Genomic DNA, 15,103 nt, shown 5'->3' on the forward strand with positions numbered 1-15,103 from the left:
CGCCAGCCCCAACGGACGCCTGCGGCGCGACCTCGATCCGTGGGCGCCCCGGCGGCGCCCGAACGGCGGCCCCGGGATGACCGCTCCGAGGAACGGATCCTCAGTCGGTGTCGTAGACGGTGACCTGGACCCCGCGGGCGAGGAGCTCCTCCTCGATGAGGGGCTGGATCCGCCCCCACCTCCCCCCGGCGAGCCCGCAGCCGATGCGCGGCATGTGCACGGTGGCCCCGAGCTCGTCGGCGTGCGCGGCGAGCGCACGCAGGCAGGCGGCGACCGCCTCGTAGCGGATGGGCGGTCGACCGCTGTTCCCCCGCCGTGTTCCGTGCTGGGCGACCATGTTGGCCACCCACGTGTCGGGGCGGACCCGCACGAGCCGCACGGCGCCCAGCGTGAAGTCGTTGCGGGCACGCGCGCGGTGCCAGGCCCGGTAGTCGCGTTCCGGCTCCGGCCATCGGCGGGACAACGCGAGGACGAATCCCTTGCCCCAGCCGCCCCGGTCGTTGCACACATGGGCGATGATCTTGGGCCCTGGCGCGTGGGGGCTGGTGGCGTCGCCCCGGACGATGCTCAGGCCGGACGGCGGTGAGGGTTCGGATGTTCGGGACATGCCGGGCACCCTACGGCGCGGCACCGTCACGGGCCGGCGAATTCACCGCGGCAGGCCCGCGCCCCTCCCCGAGCGCACTCGGTGAATCACCGCGTGACGGAGGCGGGACGTCCCGCCTCCGTCACGCGGGGCGCATCAGCGGCCCATGGTCCAGGCCCCGTCGGCCTGGATGTGGATGAACTCGATGCCGCCGGCGTCGCCGAGGAGTACCGCGTCACCGAGCACGGTGTCGCCCTCGTAGGCGCCGATCTCGTTGACCAGGCTGCCGAAGCGGATCCCGTCCGCGTCGTAGGGGACCACGATGAAGTTGGCGCCGCCGGTGTGGGTGAACTCCAGGGCGGTGCTGGCCGAGGGCGTCCAGTCGATCCGGTAGAGCGCGTCTCCGGACCCGCTGAGCCAGAAGGTCTCCTCGTCCCAGGCCACGGCCTCGGCGGGGTCCACGGGAAGCTCCTCCCCGGCGGCGCCGGTGTTGGTTCCCTCCCCAACGCCGTCCTCGGCGGCGCCGGTCTGCCCGGACTGCTCCTCGCTGCCGGTCTCCTCCGTCTCGGCGGGGGGTGTCGCGTCCTCGCCGACGGGCTCCAGTTCGCCGATGTTGAAGGAGCAGGAGGTCAGGGCCGCCGCGAGGGCGATGGAGGCGACTCCGGCGGCCGCCCGTGGGAGGACGGCACCGCTCTGGGGGTGGGGGACGAGTCCGCGGATCATTGATGATCTCCAAGAAGGGGGAGGGATGACGCCCGACTTCCAGCCCCGGTATCAGGGGGACCGATTCCCTTCTGTGACGTGGGTCGGCCCATTCCGGTTCCACGGGCCCGTGGACGCGGGCGGGGCGGCTGGGGGAGCGGACCCGCGCCGCCCGGTCCCCACCCGGTCCCGACGGCGCCGGGTCCGTACCCGGTCCGCCGCTCGGTGGGCCGCGCGGAGTGCGAGAGTCCGATCCGGGTGCCCGCCTCCCACCGCGTTCACTCCGGTGGCCACGCGGTACCTTCGGCTCATGGCACGCATCACCGAACTCGTCCGCTACCCCGTCAAGGGCTGCGCCGGGACCAGCGTCTCCCGCGCGGAGATGACGCCCGCCGGGATCGCCCACGACCGGACGTTCATGGTCGTCGACTCACGGGGGGCCTTCCGCAGCCAGCGCGTCGACCCGCGCATGGCGCTCGTGCGCGCGGGCATCGACGCCGAGGGCACGGGTGTGAGCCTGCGTCTGGACGGACTCGACCCCTTCGACCTCAAGGTCGACCCCGAGGGGCCGCGCGTCGACGTGGTCCTGCACAAGAAGCCGTTCGTCGGCGTCGACCAGGGCGACGAGGTGGCCGCGTGGCTGTCGGAGGCGCTCGGCTCGGCCAGTCGGCTGGTGCGCGTCCCCCGCGACCACGCCCGCGAGACCGGCGGCCTGACCTCGGGGACCAGCGGTTTCGCGGACAGCACCGCCGTGCTCATGACGTCGCTGGCCTCCCTGGATCTGCTCAACGAACGGATCACCGGCGCTGGCGGCGAGGCCGTTCCCATGAACCGCTTCCGCCCCAACGTCATCGTCTCCGGCTGGTCGGAGCCACACACCGAGGACCGCGTCCGCGCCGTCCGCCTCGGTGACGCGGAGCTGGGCTACGCCAAGGTGTGCATCCGCTGCGCGGTCACCACCGTGGACCAGGACCGGGGGGAGAAGGACGGCCCCGAACCCCTGCGCTCCCTGGCGGGTTACCGCCGCGCGGACAGCGGCGGGGTGGCGTTCGGCGCCAAGTTCGCGGTCACCCGACCCGGGACGCTGTCCGTCGGCGACGAGGTCGACGTCACGGGGTGGGGCGGCCGGGAGGAGGGTCTGGGCGAGCGCCTCGCCGCGGCCCTGGCCTGAGCGCACCCCGGCGATCGCCCCTCAGTCCAGGTCGGCCTCGGCGAGCAGGGTCGCGGCGGCGGACGGGTCGCGCAGGACCGCCGCCACCAGGTGTCGGCGGTCCCACTGCCCGGCGCGCCAGCACAGCGCTCGGGCCAGGCCGCCGCTGGTGGCGGCGTGGACCAACCCGTCACCCACGTACCACTCCACCTCCACGCCGTCCACGGTGAGCGTCTGGTGGTGCAGGTAGGTCCGGTCCGGTTCGCCGCCGGGGTCGAGGAACAGCTCGGCCTCCCCGGGGACCTGGCGAATCTCGCCGCCGGCCCCCACCTCGCCGTCGACGGCCTCGCTCGCCAGGTCCAGGTCGAGCACGTCCGCCAACGCCTCCGCCGCCTCGGCGGGGGCCAGCACGAGCGGACGGTCGTCGAGCAGCGGCAGCAGGTCCGGTGAGTCCACGACCACCGCGTCCTCGGCGTCGGCCACGACGATCGCTCCGCCGCGCACCGCGCGTACCCGGCTCGGCGGCGTGACCAGGTCCGTGTCCACCCCGGCGAGCGCGGTCCACACCCGCCGCAGCGCCGTGCGGTCCACGTGCCGCGCCGCATCGGACAACCGGGACAACAGGTCGTCCGGTCCGTCCGGGTCGGCGACCAGTTCGGCGAGGGTCGTGCGCACCCCCAGGGCGTGGGCGAACTCCAGATCGACGTCGGCGGGCACCTCGTCGTACAACCCGACCAGCGCCGCGTCCGCGTCCTCCGTGCGCAGCTCGACCGGGGCGCGCCCGCCGAGAAGGGCGCGCGTGCGCAGCCACCACGCGGTGTAGGACGGCACGTCGGCCACGCGCCCGTCCGGCAGCAGCACCCGTGTCGGTGACGTGACCGCCTCGCGGAGCGAACCGCCCGCGAGCATCGCCAGCGCCGTCGGCCACTGGTCGTCGGCCACGTAGTCGAGGTCGGCCACGCACACGAGTTCCGGCACGACCGGCGGCAGGTCCGGGTCGCCGACCCGCTCCAGCACCTCGTCCGCCCAGTCCTCCAGCCCGTCCGGCCCGCCGTCGCCGGCCGCCCCGTCGAAGGCCGACACCAGCTCCTCGCCGAGCGCGACCTCCTCGGCCCGGACCACGGTCAGCTCCCAGAGGGCGCCGACGGCGCGCAGGGCCTCGGTGCCGTGCCGTTCGACGACGTCCTCGTGCACCGTCCCGAAGGGCGCGTCCGCCACGAGGAGTCCGGCCAGGGGCGCGCCCGGCACGAGCAGTTCGGCGGCCACCGAGTACCCGTCCTCATCGTCGCGCAGCGCCAGGTCGGCCAGCCAGGGGGCGTCGGCGACGGTCATCCCGGAGGCGGCCACCAGGTCGAGGACGGCCTCGGCCACGGGTTCGGGGTCCTCGGCCTCCAACGAGTCGCGGACCGCGGCCTCGGTGCGCGGGTCGGACAGGACGGTGGCGGGGTTGGCGTCCACCGCGCCCAGGCGGCGCAGCAGCGGCCGCACGGCGTCCGGGTGGACCACCCGCACGCCCAGCGCGGACAGGGCGGCTGGGTCGAGCCGCTCACCGTGCGCGTCGGCGACCTCCGCCCAGTCCTCCGTGGGCAGCAGCAGTGAGCGCGGTCCGTGGACGAGCCTGCCGTCGGCGAGCGGGACCGGCAGGGCGCCCAGTTCGTCGAGGTCGGCTCCTCCGCTGCCCGCGATCTCCAGCGCGCCGTACAGCTCCGCCCACCAGTCGGGCGACCGTTCGATGTCACCGAGCAGGTCCGCGAGGTCGGCGAGCCCGACACGGCGCAGCCGCAGGGCGGTCAGTGCGGGGTGGCGCGGGTTCCACGTGCCGGGGAGCAGGGTCGGAACGAGTTCGGCCACGACCCCGACCAGCTCACCCGCGCCGCCGGAGCCGCCGGTGTCGAGGAGCACGGCGTCGCGTGGTGCCACGGGGGCCCCGGCCGCGGTGGCGAGGAACGGAGTGTTCTGGAGCGGTTCGGTGACGCGCGCGCGGAAGGCGGCGTCGACCGCTCCGCCGCCCACGCGCGTACCCGGCACCAGGTCGAGCGCGGCACGGGCGTCGAAGCGGCGCAGGAGCGCGCAGTAGGCGTCGCAGGCCTCGGAGAGCAGCAGGTCGGTGGCCGCGCCGGGCTGGACGGTGCGGCGGTCGGTGCTGAGGGGGAAGGTGCCGATGAGGACGGCGGGCAGGTCGAGTTCGGTGTCGGTGGGCGTGGGCGCGTGCACGACCGGTTCGACGTCGGTGGGCAGGGTCGCCACGACACCGTCCGCGTCCACCGGCACCGCCCAGGTCAGTTCCCACTCCGTTCGGCCCCTCTCCTCGACCGGGCGGTCGGCCAGCAGGGAGGGGTCGAAGGCGCCCGAGCGGGTCAGCACCCGCCAGTGCGTGAGCCGGGTGCCGTCGGCGTCGCGCAGAGTGGTGACCGGTCCCGCCGGGTCGGTGTCGTCGCGGGTGAGGAGGCGTTCGGCGCCGTCGACGGACACGCTGACCTCCGTGAGGCCGGGCAGGGCCAGCAGCAGGGCCTCGCCGGTGGCGTCCAGGAGGTCGCGCACGCGTTCGCGGGCGGTCGCGTCGCGCAGGGCCAGTGTGACGACGGTGTCGTAGCCCCGCGCATCGACCGGGGTCGTGGGGAAGGGCAGGCGCAGCATCGGCACGTGTCCGGAGCGACGCTCCACCTCCTCGGCCAGGTCCTCGTGCGCCGTGCCCCCGGTGAGCAGTTCGGCGACGGCCTTCCCGGCCCGTCCGGCGCTGAAGGACACGGCGGAGCCGCCGGAGGAGACGGTGACCTCGTCGCTGATCGCGGCGACCGCGGAGAACCCGACGCCGAAGCGGCCCGCGGAGCCGTGCTCACCGCGCTTGGTGGAGGCGCGCAGGGTGGACAGGGACTCCACGCCCTCGGCGGTCAGGCGGGCGCCGGTGTTGGCGGCGGTGAACCGGTCGTCCTCCAGGGTGAGGGCCAGCCTCCCGGGGACGTCGGCGCGTCGGGCGGCGTCGGCGGCGTTCTGGGCCAGCTCGACCACGACGCGGTCGCGGTAGCCGCCGAGCGCGAAGTCCTCCTCGGCGTTGGCGTCCTCACGGAACCGGGCGGGCGCGTCGGCCCACGCGGCGAGCACGCGTCGGCGCAGCTCGGCGGTGTTGAAGGGGTCGACCGCCCCAGCGGTCACCGACTCGGCCATCGTGGATTCCTCCTGCGGTGCGAACCAGCCCGGCGCGGTGCCGCCCCGGATCGCACACGGACGGCAGAACGACCTTAGGCCATGCCCGGGAGAGTCACACTCCGGTACGCGCCGAACGGGGTGAGCGCGGACACGACCGCCGAGGAAACTACCAAGACGTCGGTTACGTCGGACTCTCGACAACCGTCCGCGGTCCGACGCCGACGGCGACCGCCGTCGCGCCCGGACCGCCCGAGTCGAACGGGAACGGTGACGCGCGTGCTTCCGGACGCCCCCATGACCTACTACTGGACCGCCGCGACGGGCTCGGCCGTCCTGTTCTGGGCGATCATCGTGCCGTGGATGCCGACGAAGCGATCACGGTGGCGGATGGCGGCTCTTCCCCTCGTGGTTGTCATCGCGGCCGGCAGCGTGTACCTCGAGACCGCCTCGGCCCGTGTGGCGCTGGCGTCCTACGTCCTGCTCCTCGCGGGGGTGGTGATCAACGTCCGCCCGTTCCACCGGTGGCTGCCCCGGACGATCATGACGGACGAGAGGGAGGGAAGGGACCCGAGCCACGCGCGGCTGCGCGACCTCCCCCTCGCGTTCACGTTGTGGTCGTTCCTGGTGTGGACGGCCACGGCCACGCTGATCGTCGCGTTCATGATCATGGACTCGCGGTCCTCCTGGTGACCCGCGCGGTGGTGCGCACGGGCCGCACGCGGCCGGGGCGGAGCCGCCGGCGCGCGTGCGGAGGGGACCGGGGGAGCCGGACTCAGGAGTCGGCGGAGACGAGCTCCAGCTCGGCGGTGTCCTCGAAGGTGATGTGGTCGTAGCCCAGCTCGTCGACGACCGGCGCGACCGGCTCGTTGCGCTCGGCCGGGTGGCGGACCTCGGAGTGGGCGCCGCAGCCATGGTCGAGCGAGACGACCTTGCCGTCGTCGGGAGCGAACTCGTTCGTGCACACGCCGAACATCTGGCGCAGCTCACCGGCGAGCGGGGTGAGGAATCCGCAGGTGGCGCAGCGGGCGGGCGCGGCGGTGGCGATCGGGCTGCGCGGACCGGCCTCGCCGTTGTACCACCGCTCGGCGGCCTGCTCGCGACCGGCCTCGGAGAGGACATGGCGTCGGCCCAGGCCGAGCTCCCACAACATCTGCTGGTCGGCGCCCTCCTCGTCCAGTTCGCCCTCGGGCACCTGCGCGAAGCCGGGGACGAGGCGCTCGTCGTCCTCGTCCGTGGGCAGGAGGTCGCCAGCGCCGAGGTCACCGGGGCGCAGCCGCTCCTTCCAGGGAACCCATTCGGGCGCGACGAGGGCACCCTCGCCGGGGAGCAGAACGACCTCGTTGACCGTGACCGACTTGGCGCGCGACGCGCGGACCACGGTGACGGCGTAGTTCCACCCCGGGTAGGAGGGGTCCAGGCAGGTGAAGTAGTGGGTGACCAGGCGGGTGCCCTCGACCTGGGGAGCGCGCTGCTCTCCCACCCACTCGGGCCGCCCGACCTCGGCGGCCGCCGAGCGGGCCAGGTCCACCGCCTCGATACAGGCCTTGTCCGGTACAGGAGAACGTCGAGAAGGGCTCACGTTCCCCATTCTCACTGATCGCGCACACCGATTTGACCATGCCGCGGGTCAAGGTTCACCCGATTCCTCCCCCTGGCCGGGTCTCGCCGCGCGGACGGGGGCCGCGCCCGGGGCCGTCGGCCACCGGGCGGGCACGGGCTCAGACGTCGAGGTCGTCGGCGACCACACGCAGGACGGACGCGATCCTGGACGCCTCACGGCGCTCGGGATGACGCCCCCGCCGGTAGCCCTCCGACAGGCCCTCCAGGAGCTTGATCAGGTCCTCGGTGATGACGACCATCTCATCCGGTTTCTTGCGCCGGGCCTTGGCGACCGAGTGCTGGCCCTCCAGGAGCTTGACCTGGAGCGCCTGCACGCCCTTGCGCCCGTCGGCCACGCCGAACTCGACCCTCTGGCCGGGCCTGAGCGCCGTCGTGCCCGCGGGCAGGGAGGAGGAGTGCACGAACACCTCACCGCCGTCGTCACGGGTGAGAAAACCGAAACCCTTGTCGCCGTCGTACCACTTGACCTTGCCGGTGGGCACGTAGTGACCTCACGCTTTCGCTGTCAGGCACCGGGGATCCGGACACCGGGGAGCGTCCTGACCGCCCTCCCACCCGTTCCCGTGGCGCCCCTGGATTGCCGGGGACGATGACCAAGGTACTGGGAGAGACCCTTCGGACGCGAGGGCATATCTCACCCCCCGTGGCCGAGCGGACGCGCGCCGACAGCGGCCCACCGGTGGGTCTGGGACGCCCCCGGCTGGTCGGCGCGGGGACGGGGAACCCCGTGACAACGCGACGAGGCCCGGAGGACTTTCCGTCTCCGGGCCTCGTGCGTCGGCGGTGGCCCACGCACCGCTGAGCGCGGAGTGTGGGACGGGACTCGGCGGGGGCGCGGGCCACGCGACCTGTGGTGCCCGGGCTGGAGAACCGGGTCACCTCCGGGGACGCGACCGCCGCCCGTGCGGACGCGTCGGCGTAGGGACAGGTCTACACGAAGTCGCGGATTCGGACGCGCCGTCACCTGCGGGGCGGAGAAGGCTATTCCGAGCGTTTGCCAAGCGATGACCCGGGCGGAGTCCGGAGCGCGCGACCGGGGCTCCCTCAGCCCTCCACGACCCCCTCCCGGGCCCGGTCACCGACCAGGGCGGACCGCAGCGCCCTCGGGTACAGGTAGAACACGCACACCAGGCACGCCAGTCCGAGCCCGATCACGCCCGTGGCGGGCAGCGACTCCTGGATGTACCGGTCGATGAACTTGGCCTCGCCGTCCCACAGGAGCATCGCGACCGCGCAGGACACCACCGGCAGCCCCACACCGACCCACTTGTCGCGGGTGCTCCACACCCGGCTGAGCACGATCAACGCGGCCGCGAGCACCCACACGAACGCCAGGTCCCACCGCCACGGCACCGTCAGCAGCATCAATCCCAGGGCGGCAGCCTCCCCCGGGCACGCGCGCACCACGAGCGCCACACCGCGCACGGGCCCCGTCCGGCTCGCTCCGGACGTGTCGGCCTCCGGCCTTCCGGTCCCGTCGAGGAGTGCCATGAGGCCGCGGTTGGGCCCGCCACGCCACGGCGGCGGCTCCCGGTTGGCCTGCGCGGGCTGGGGCGGGATGAGCTCGTCGTCCTGGATGTCCAGGTCGCGGCCCTCGCACTCCCTGCGGACGAGGTCCTTCGGGGTGCCGAAGGACCTCAGAACCTCGCGGGCCGCGTCGGGACCGGGGTCGCCCCCCGCCGCGCGGCGGGCGTCGATCCGCGAGCGGAGGTCGGCGAGGTACGCCGTGCGCTCCCTGGCGGTCATCCGACCGTGCAGGATCAGGCCGACCTCGGACAGATAGTCGAGTACCAGTTGTTCCGAGCGCTGGGACATGACCCCATATTGGCCCACAATGACCTGGCTTTTAACCCTTATCCTTGATTCCGGGCATCGAATTCTGTTCGAATTCGGCCTTGTGCCCGGTGACGAATGGTAGCGGGGGCACACGCGCGACGCGCGGGACGACATCGCTTAGCGTGGACACGATGAGCGACAACGCACAGCCCGACCGGCGCCGCCCGGGGGCGGACCGGGACCATCCAGGGTCGGAGGGTCACGACACGGCCTCCCGCCCCCCGACGTTCACGTCCTGGCTGCGCGGCCGCTCGGACGACGAACTCGCCGCGCTGCTGGCCGCCCGGCCCGACCTCACCCAGCCGGTGCCCGCCGATATCGGCGCCCTGGCCGCCCGCGCGACCAGCCGCAACGCGGTCCTGCGCGTGCTGGAACGACTCGACCGCTTCACCCTCCAGGTCCTGGAGTCGGTCGTGGCGCTCGGCGACGACCGGCTCTGCGAACCCGTCGGCGTCCCTCCCGCCGACCTGGCCGCCGCCCTCGAGCTGAGCCCCGTCCCCACCGACGATCCCCTGACCCGTGCCCTCGACACCCTGCACCGCCTCGCCCTGGTCTGGCCCGACCGGGGACGGCTGCGCCCGGTGCAGGTCCTGCGCGACCTCCTCCCCCACCCCGCGCGGCTCGGCCCGCCTGCCCGCGCCCTGTTCAGCGCCCTGCCGCACGGGGCGGTCAAGCGGCTCGCCGACGACCTGGCGCCCGACAGCACCGCCGCAACCCCCGTCGAGACGGTCGCCACCCTCCTGTCCGACCCGGCACGGGTGAACGGACTGGTCGACCAGGTCGGGGAGCCGGCGCGCAGGCTTCTGGACAGCATGGCGTGGGGACCGCCGAACGGCACCGTGTCGGACGCGCGGCGCGAGGTCAGCCTGGCCACGGCGGCGTCCCCGGTCGAGACGCTCCTCGCCCGCGCCCTGCTCGTCCCCACCGGCGAGGACACACTGACCCTGCCGCGCGAGGTCGGCCTGGCGCTGCGCTCGGGACCGCTGTTCCGGGAGGTCACCACCGAACCGCCGCCGTTCCAAGGCACGGAGAACCCCGGGGACGCGGTCACCCGGGCCGCGGCGGGGCAGGCCTTCACGGTGCTGCGGGCGATCGAGGAACTCCTGGAGCGCTGGTCCCAGGACCCCGCCGCCGTGCTCCGCAACGGCGGAATGGGAGTGAGGGACCTGCGCCGCGCCGCCCAGACGATGGACACCGACGAGACCACCGCCGCCCTGTTCGTGGAGACCGCCCACGCCGCCGGACTGGTCGGCGCCGACGACCGGGTCGCGGGTGAGTGGCTGCCCACCCGCGAGTACGACCTGTGGCGGGAGAGCCCGGCCGAACAGCGGTGGCTGCGGTTGGCGTCGGCCTGGCTGGAATCGGACCGCGTCGCCGCGCTCACCGGGTCCACCGACTCCGGTGGTCGGGCGCGCAACGTGCTGGGCCCCGGTCTGACGCGACCGGCCGCGCCCCAGGCGCGCCGGGACGTGCTCGGTGAGCTGGCGACCGCGGCGCCGGGGTTCGCGCCGCTCCCGGACTCGCTGGCCGTGCGTCTGGCCTGGCGGCGCCCCCGTCGACAGTCCCCGGTGTACACGGAGCTCGTGCGGGCGGCCGTGGATGAGGCCGCGGCGCTCGGCCTGACCGGGCGCGGGGCCCTGGCCGACCACACGCGGCCGCTGCTGGACGGTGACGAGGACGCGGCCGCTCGGGTGCTGGCCGGCGAACTTCCCCGCCCGCTCGACCACGTCCTCCTCCAGGGGGACATGACCGCGATCGCCCCGGGGCCGCTGGTGACCGAGCTGGCCCGGGAACTCGCGCTGGTCGCGGACGTGGAGTCGACCGGCGGCGCCACGGTCTTCCGCTTCACCGAGGACTCCGTGCGGCGCGCGCTCGACGCGGGGCGGGGCGTCGCCGACATCACCTCCCTGCTCGAACGTCACTCGCGCACACCGGTGCCCCAGGCGTTGCGCTACCTGGTGTCAGACGTGGGCCGTCGCCACGGGCGCCTGCGCGCGGGTTCGGCCTCCAGTTACCTGAGGTGCGACGAACCGGCGGCGCTGGAGGAGCTGCTCGCCGACCGCCGCGCCGAGGACCTCGGACTGATCCGCCTGGCGCCGACGGTGGTCGCGAGCCGGGTCAGCCGGTCGGCGCTGATCGATCGGCTGCGGCAGCTGGGGTACCACCCGGTTCCCGAGAGCGGCGACGGGAGCATGCGCCTGAGCCGCCCGGAGGTGCGGCGGGCCGAACCGGCGGACGTGCCGCCCCCGGTCGAGACGGGGTCGCCCGCCACGCTGGTGCGGGCGGCGGTCCGGGCGGTGCGCGCCGGGGACGAGGCGGCCACGGCGGCGCGTCGGCCGATACCGCTCCCGGAGGACGGGCCGCCCGGTTCGCGGGCCAACGCGGTCATGGAGGCGCTCACGCACGCGGCGGGGGAGGAGCGGCGGGTGTGGATCGGCTACACCGACACCGACGGCCGCCAGGTGAGCCGGATCGTCGAACCGTCGGGGGTCGACGGTGGTTTCCTGACCGCCTACGACACGACGCGCGCGGCCGTGCACCGGTTCGCGATTCACCGGATCACCGCCGTCGCCGAACTGGAGCGGGCGGTGGACTGACGGCGCGATCACCGCGCGTGTGTGCCACGCGTGTGGGCCACATCCGCGGCACGCGGGCTACTGTGGTGCCGTTGGTCGACCCGCCGACGGTGAGAGACAACCTCATGAGCAACGCATCGCTGCCCCCCGGGGCATCGTCCCCCCGCGACCACGGACGTGACGGTGAGCACCGCCGCGAGGCGACGCGCGGGCCCGAGTCCGCCGACCGCCACGACACCGGCCGCGAGGTCCGGGACGGCCGGCCGGCCCCGGGAACGGGTGGCGCCAACAGCTCCACGATGGCCCTGATCCTGCACGCGGTCACGTTCCTGTGCTGCGCGAACTGGCTCTTCGGGATCGCCGGGATCGTGTTCGCGGTGCGGGCCGGGCAGGCCCGCGACCGGGGGCGCCCGGATCAGGCGGAGACCCTCACGCGTTACTCCTGGTACTGCTTGGGAGCGGCGGGCGTGATGTTCTTCGTCATGATGGTGTTGACCTTCGTGGCGCTCACGCAGGCCGGGTCGTGGATCGGGGGTATCGTCCCGATCTCGAACTACTGATCGCGGACGGGTGAACCACGGGTCCGCGGGCGGCGTCTGACCGGGAGGGACGGAACATGCGGTGTAGGGGGACGACCGGGGAGCGCGACGGCCTGTGATCGGCGGAGGTGGCCCCAGGGCCTTCTGGGAGAGGGAGCAGCGCTCCGCTCTCGGACGCCCCGTACCCGCGAACGGCGCCGCCGGCGGCCCTCCCCCGGCCCAGCCTCCCACCGCCCGCCCCGTGACGGCCCCCCGGCCCGTCGGGCCGCCCCCGCGCGTGGGCGGCGCCGTCGCCGCCCTGGTGGTCGCGGTCCTCACCCTGGCGATCCCCGCGCTGGGCGCGTCCCTGGGGCTGTGGTTCTTCCTCCTGCTGACCAACCTCCCCGGGATCGGGCTGGGCGTCACCGCCCTGGCGAAGATCCCCGACACGGCCGAGGTCGAGCGGTTCCTCCGCTACACGTGGGCCTGCAACCTCGCCTACGTGGCGATGTTCGTCGTCTTCCTCGTCCCCGTCCTGGTCCTCCTGGCCGTGACGGCCTACTACTCCTGACCCGCCCCTCCACGCACACGTCCCCCGAGACAACGGAGAACCCGTCGATGAAGGACGACTGGCAGCACGAACAGCCCCCCGGTTCGGAAGGCTACGACTACGACGCCGGCACGGGCGGCTACAGCCCACCGCCGGGTTACGGTTCCGCGCCCGGCCACGGCGAGCCCTCCGGCTACGGTCACCCTCCCCCGCCCCCGGCCTTCTCCCCCGCGCCCGGATACGGGCCGCCCACTCCCGGATACGGGCCGCCCCCTCCCGGATACGGCACCCCGCCCACGTACGGCGCTCCGCCGGCCCACGGGGCGCAGCACGGAGGACAGCCCGGCACGGTCAGTATGGTCCTCTCCCTGGTCGTGGCCATCGGCATGGTGTCCACCTGCTGCAACGTCTTCGCCATCCCCGGGATCGTCTTCTCCGCGATCGCCCTCAGCGATCAGCGCGACCACGAGCGGGCCACGCGCTTCACGCGCTACGCCTGGATCTCCAACGGGGTCAATGTGGCCTTGGTCGTCCTGTTCGTCGTCGTCATGCTCCTCACCGAGACGTGACCCCGGTGACCGGGGGTTTCACCCCGGCCGGGCATGATCGGGGGGTCGGGCGCGTTGCACCTGACGCCGCCCTCCCACCACCACCCTCGGGAGGACACTCCGTGCGGGATCCTCCCTCCACGGAGAGCCGTCGGCTCCAGTCCCGTCATGCCCACGAGTGAGAAGGTTCGTGTGTCCTGCCTGATCGTCCAGTCCGACAAGACGCTCCTCCTCGAAGTCGACCACGAGTCCGCTGAGGAGTGCCGCCGCTCCATCGCCCCCTTCGCCGAGCTCGAACGCGCCCCCGAGCACGTGCACACCTACCGGATCACCCCGCTGGCGCTGTGGAACGCGCGGGCGGCCGGGCACGACGCCGAGCAGGTCGTCGACGCCCTGATCCGGTTCTCCCGGTTCCCCGTTCCCCATTCCCTGCTGGTGGACATCGCCGAGACGATGGACCGCTACGGGCGGCTGCGGCTCGTCGGCGACCCCGCACACGGTCTGGTCCTGGAGTCCTCCGACCGGGCGGTGCTGGAGGAGGTCGTGCGCGCCCGCAAGCTCAAGGGCATGCTCGGCGAGCGGCTGAGCGAGGACTCGGTGGCCGTGCACCCGAGCGAGCGCGGCAACCTCAAGCAGGCGCTGCTCAAGATCGGCTGGCCCGCCGAGGACCTGGCCGGATACGTGGACGGCGAGGCGCACCGGATCGACCTCGACCAAAACGGGTGGGAGCTGCGCGGGTACCAGAAGGAGGCCGCGGAGAGCTTCCACGCGGGCGGGTCCGGGGTGGTCGTGCTTCCCTGCGGCGCGGGCAAGACCGTGGTCGGCGCCGCGGCGATGGCGATGACCGGCGCGACGACGCTGATCCTCGTCACGAACACGGTGTCGGTGCACCAATGGCGGTCGGAGCTGCTGCGGCGCACGTCGCTGACCGAGGACGAGATCGGTGAGTACTCGGGCACGCGCAAGGAGATCCGGCCGGTCACCATCGCGACCTACCAGGTGATGGCCGCGCGCCGGAAGGGCGTGTACACCCACCTGGAGCTGTTCGACGCCCGCGACTGGGGCCTGGTGGTCTACGACGAGGTGCACCTGTTGCCCGCGCCGATCTTCCGGATGACCGCCGATCTCCAGGCGCGGCGCCGTCTCGGCCTGACGGCCACGCTCGTGCGCGAGGACGGCCGCGAGGGGGACGTGTTCTCCCTGATCGGACCGAAGCGCTACGACGCGCCGTGGAAGGACATGGAGAACCAGGGCTGGATCGCCCCGGCGGACTGTGTGGAGGTGCGCGTGGACCTGTCGGAGTCCGAGCGCCTCGCGTACGCGACCGCCGAGCCGGAGGACCGCTACCGGTTCTGCGCCTCGTCGGATTCCAAGACGACGGTGGTGCGGGAGATCGTACGGCGCCACGCGGAGGACCAGGTCCTGGTGATCGGGTCCTACATCGACCAGTTGGACGAGTTGGGCGATTCGCTGGACGCCCCCGTGATCAAGGGCGAGACCCGCAACAAGGAACGGGAGCGGTTGTTCGACGCCTTCCGCTCGGGTGAGCTGCGGACGCTGGTGGTGTCCAAGGTCGCCAACTTCTCGATCGACCTGCCGGAGGCGGGTGTGGCCGTCCAGGTGTCGGGGTCGTTCGGGTCCCGGCAGGAGGAGGCGCAGCGGCTCGGCCGGGTGCTGCGGCCCAAGACCGACGGCCGGGCGGCGCGCTTCTACGCCGTGGTCGCGCGGGACACCCTCGACCAGGACTACGCGGCGCACCGGCAGCGCTTCCTCGCCGAGCAGGGGTATGCCTACCGGATCGCGGACGCGGGCGACCTGCTCGCGGGGGACGAGATCTGAGGAGCCCGGTGGACACGGCGGAACCGCGCGG

At 73.6% G+C, this 15,103-nt stretch carries 13 protein-coding genes; 7 read left to right on the forward strand and 6 right to left on the reverse strand.

Features of this window, described 5'->3' with window-relative positions:
• Positions 1 to 100 precede the first annotated feature (100 nt).
• Together KIK06_RS19250 and KIK06_RS19255 are read right to left on the reverse strand one after the other, a co-directional pair.
• Positions 101 to 607 (reverse strand): macro domain-containing protein, encoded by a 507-nt coding sequence (locus KIK06_RS19250; RefSeq protein WP_017599338.1) that lies wholly within the window; start codon positions 605 to 607, stop codon positions 101 to 103.
• Positions 608 to 742: 135 nt separating this feature from the next.
• A complete protein-coding gene (locus KIK06_RS19255) occupies positions 743 to 1,309 on the reverse strand; it encodes a hypothetical protein (protein ID WP_017599337.1) in 567 nt (188 codons plus the stop codon).
• A 289-nt stretch (positions 1,310 to 1,598) separates the two neighbouring features.
• Between KIK06_RS19255 and KIK06_RS19260 the strand changes: the two genes are divergently transcribed.
• Positions 1,599 to 2,459, forward strand: a complete 861-nt coding sequence (locus KIK06_RS19260; RefSeq protein ID WP_017599336.1) for an MOSC domain-containing protein — start codon at positions 1,599 to 1,601, stop codon at positions 2,457 to 2,459.
• A 21-nt stretch (positions 2,460 to 2,480) separates the two neighbouring features.
• On the opposite strand, the gene KIK06_RS19265 is transcribed toward KIK06_RS19260, so the two are convergent.
• Positions 2,481 to 5,603, reverse strand: a complete 3,123-nt coding sequence (locus KIK06_RS19265) for a sacsin N-terminal ATP-binding-like domain-containing protein (protein WP_268644580.1) — start codon at positions 5,601 to 5,603, stop codon at positions 2,481 to 2,483.
• 276 nt (positions 5,604 to 5,879) lie between these two features.
• Here KIK06_RS19265 and KIK06_RS19270 point away from each other — a divergent pair, with 276 nt between their 5' ends.
• Complete coding sequence (locus KIK06_RS19270) at positions 5,880 to 6,275, forward strand: hypothetical protein (RefSeq protein ID WP_268644581.1); 396 nt, start codon at positions 5,880 to 5,882, stop codon at positions 6,273 to 6,275.
• Positions 6,276 to 6,357: 82 nt separating this feature from the next.
• On the opposite strand, the gene KIK06_RS19275 is transcribed toward KIK06_RS19270, so the two are convergent.
• The 3 genes from KIK06_RS19275 to KIK06_RS19285 form a co-directional block, all read right to left on the reverse strand.
• A complete protein-coding gene (locus KIK06_RS19275; RefSeq protein WP_017599333.1) occupies positions 6,358 to 7,113 on the reverse strand; it encodes a DUF3027 domain-containing protein in 756 nt (251 codons plus the stop codon).
• A gap of 190 nt (positions 7,114 to 7,303) precedes the next feature.
• Positions 7,304 to 7,687: a cold-shock protein gene (locus KIK06_RS19280; RefSeq protein ID WP_017599332.1), complete on the reverse strand. Its 384-nt coding sequence runs from the start codon at positions 7,685 to 7,687 to the stop codon at positions 7,304 to 7,306.
• Between the two features lie 562 nt (positions 7,688 to 8,249).
• Positions 8,250 to 9,020 (reverse strand): HAAS signaling domain-containing protein, encoded by a 771-nt coding sequence (locus KIK06_RS19285; RefSeq protein WP_026127743.1) that lies wholly within the window; start codon positions 9,018 to 9,020, stop codon positions 8,250 to 8,252.
• Between the two features lie 152 nt (positions 9,021 to 9,172).
• Between KIK06_RS19285 and KIK06_RS19290 the strand changes: the two genes are divergently transcribed.
• The 5 genes from KIK06_RS19290 to KIK06_RS19310 all read left to right on the forward strand — a co-directional run bounded on the left by KIK06_RS19290 (position 9,173) and on the right by KIK06_RS19310 (position 15,072).
• Positions 9,173 to 11,638: a helicase-associated domain-containing protein gene (locus KIK06_RS19290; RefSeq protein WP_268644582.1), complete on the forward strand. Its 2,466-nt coding sequence runs from the start codon at positions 9,173 to 9,175 to the stop codon at positions 11,636 to 11,638.
• Positions 11,639 to 11,742: 104 nt separating this feature from the next.
• Positions 11,743 to 12,177: a hypothetical protein gene (locus KIK06_RS19295; protein ID WP_268644583.1), complete on the forward strand. Its 435-nt coding sequence runs from the start codon at positions 11,743 to 11,745 to the stop codon at positions 12,175 to 12,177.
• 256 nt (positions 12,178 to 12,433) lie between these two features.
• Positions 12,434 to 12,706, forward strand: a complete 273-nt coding sequence (locus KIK06_RS19300; protein ID WP_017599329.1) for a hypothetical protein — start codon at positions 12,434 to 12,436, stop codon at positions 12,704 to 12,706.
• Positions 12,707 to 12,753: 47 nt separating this feature from the next.
• The gene (locus KIK06_RS19305) at positions 12,754 to 13,254 is read left to right on the forward strand and encodes a hypothetical protein (protein ID WP_268644584.1); all 501 of its coding nucleotides are present in this window, start codon (positions 12,754 to 12,756) and stop codon (positions 13,252 to 13,254) included.
• Positions 13,255 to 13,425: 171 nt separating this feature from the next.
• Entirely contained in the window at positions 13,426 to 15,072 is a 1,647-nt protein-coding gene (locus KIK06_RS19310; RefSeq protein WP_268646077.1) for a DNA repair helicase XPB, read from the forward strand.
• Positions 15,073 to 15,103 lie beyond the last annotated feature (31 nt).

The sequence above is a fragment of the Nocardiopsis sp. EMB25 genome (genome assembly GCF_026797795.1).
GTDB lineage: Bacteria > Actinomycetota > Actinomycetes > Streptosporangiales > Streptosporangiaceae > Nocardiopsis > Nocardiopsis lucentensis.

Bases quoted from the DNA above. Each gene is read 5' to 3' on its own strand.
- KIK06_RS19255 (WP_017599337.1), bottom strand. From the start codon at position 1,309: ATGATCCGCGGACTCGTCCCCCACCCCCAGAGCGGTGCCGTCCTCCCA.
- KIK06_RS19290 (WP_268644582.1), top strand. From the start codon at position 9,173: ATGAGCGACAACGCACAGCCCGACCGGCGCCGCCCGGGGGCGGACCGG.
- KIK06_RS19295 (WP_268644583.1), top strand. From the start codon at position 11,743: ATGAGCAACGCATCGCTGCCCCCCGGGGCATCGTCCCCCCGCGACCAC.
- KIK06_RS19270 (WP_268644581.1), top strand. From the start codon at position 5,880: ATGACCTACTACTGGACCGCCGCGACGGGCTCGGCCGTCCTGTTCTGG.
- KIK06_RS19305 (WP_268644584.1), top strand. From the start codon at position 12,754: ATGAAGGACGACTGGCAGCACGAACAGCCCCCCGGTTCGGAAGGCTAC.
- KIK06_RS19260 (WP_017599336.1), top strand. From the start codon at position 1,599: ATGGCACGCATCACCGAACTCGTCCGCTACCCCGTCAAGGGCTGCGCC.
- KIK06_RS19265 (WP_268644580.1), bottom strand. From the start codon at position 5,603: ATGGCCGAGTCGGTGACCGCTGGGGCGGTCGACCCCTTCAACACCGCC.
- KIK06_RS19285 (WP_026127743.1), bottom strand. From the start codon at position 9,020: ATGTCCCAGCGCTCGGAACAACTGGTACTCGACTATCTGTCCGAGGTC.
- KIK06_RS19250 (WP_017599338.1), bottom strand. From the start codon at position 607: ATGTCCCGAACATCCGAACCCTCACCGCCGTCCGGCCTGAGCATCGTC.